The sequence below is a fragment of the Oleiphilus sp. HI0128 genome (genome assembly GCF_001635365.1).
Genome location: NZ_LWGG01000220.1, coordinates 1 through 972 on the forward strand (window position 1 = coordinate 1; position 972 = coordinate 972).

A 972-nucleotide genomic window follows, 5' to 3' on the forward strand; every position below is an offset into this window, starting at 1 on the left:
TTGATGCACCTGATGCGTAAGTCACCCACGCCAACTTTCGCGATTGGCCACCAAAAAATGTGCCCTGAAATGAAAATAGCCGCAGCTATCGATGTAAGTAACATTGATGTTGATAGCGGCTTGAATCAGCAGATACTTGATGCAGCTTTGAGCCTGGCGGAGTTATATCGCGCAGAGCTGCATATTGTTCATATCTGGCACCTTGCGGGTGAAGGGTATCTTAGTACTTGGGGGCGGCGCAGTGACTTCGAGGTCGGAGCTATGGCAAGAGAAGAAAAGCACTCTAGGAAAGAGAGAGTTGACGCCCTAACGGGGCATGCTAAGCGGCGTATTCGAGAGATACATTTAGTTGAGGGGCAGCCCAAGAATGAAATACCCAAATTCGTCGATGATCAGTCAATTGATATCTTGGTGATGGGGACTGTGTGCCGTTCAAATGTTGCTGGCATGATCATAGGCAATACCGCAGAGTCTATTTTGGGTAAGGTCAATTGCTCAGTGCTGACTTTGAAGCCAGAAGGGTTTGAGTCTCCTGTTGTTAAATAGTGAGTGATTCAATACCTTATTAGATAGGACACTTAAGATGAAAAATGACACTGAAAGTATTTTGATTTCTCGTATTTATGTCTTGGTTCGGTACTGCGTCCGGTTACTCTCAATATTGATGGCTGTCGTTATTGTGATGGGCGTTATTGATGTTGGCTGGACACTGTATCAAAAGCTCATAACACCGCCGCTGTTTATACTCACTATCTCTGATATGTTGGCAACGTTTGGGGCGTTCATGGCAGTCTTGATTGCCATTGAGATCCTTATCAATATTACCGTCTATCTACGTGATGATGTGATTCATGTAAAGATTGTGATGGCTACTGCCCTAATGGCGGTAGCGCGAAAGGTGATTATTCTGGATTACAAAGAGGTTCAACCAGAGTATGTTTATGCCACCGCAGTACTAGTCTTCGCGATGAG

At 45.0% G+C, this 972-nt stretch carries 2 protein-coding genes; both read left to right on the forward strand.

Going from position 1 to position 972, the window contains the following annotated elements:
* On the forward strand, positions 1-546 hold a 546-nt coding region (locus A3763_RS02885), incomplete at its 5' end, for a universal stress protein (RefSeq protein ID WP_231872081.1).
* A 37-nt stretch (positions 547-583) separates the two neighbouring features.
* Positions 584-972: phosphate-starvation-inducible PsiE family protein (locus A3763_RS02890; RefSeq protein WP_068750080.1), on the forward strand; the 389-nt coding region annotated here is incomplete at its 3' end.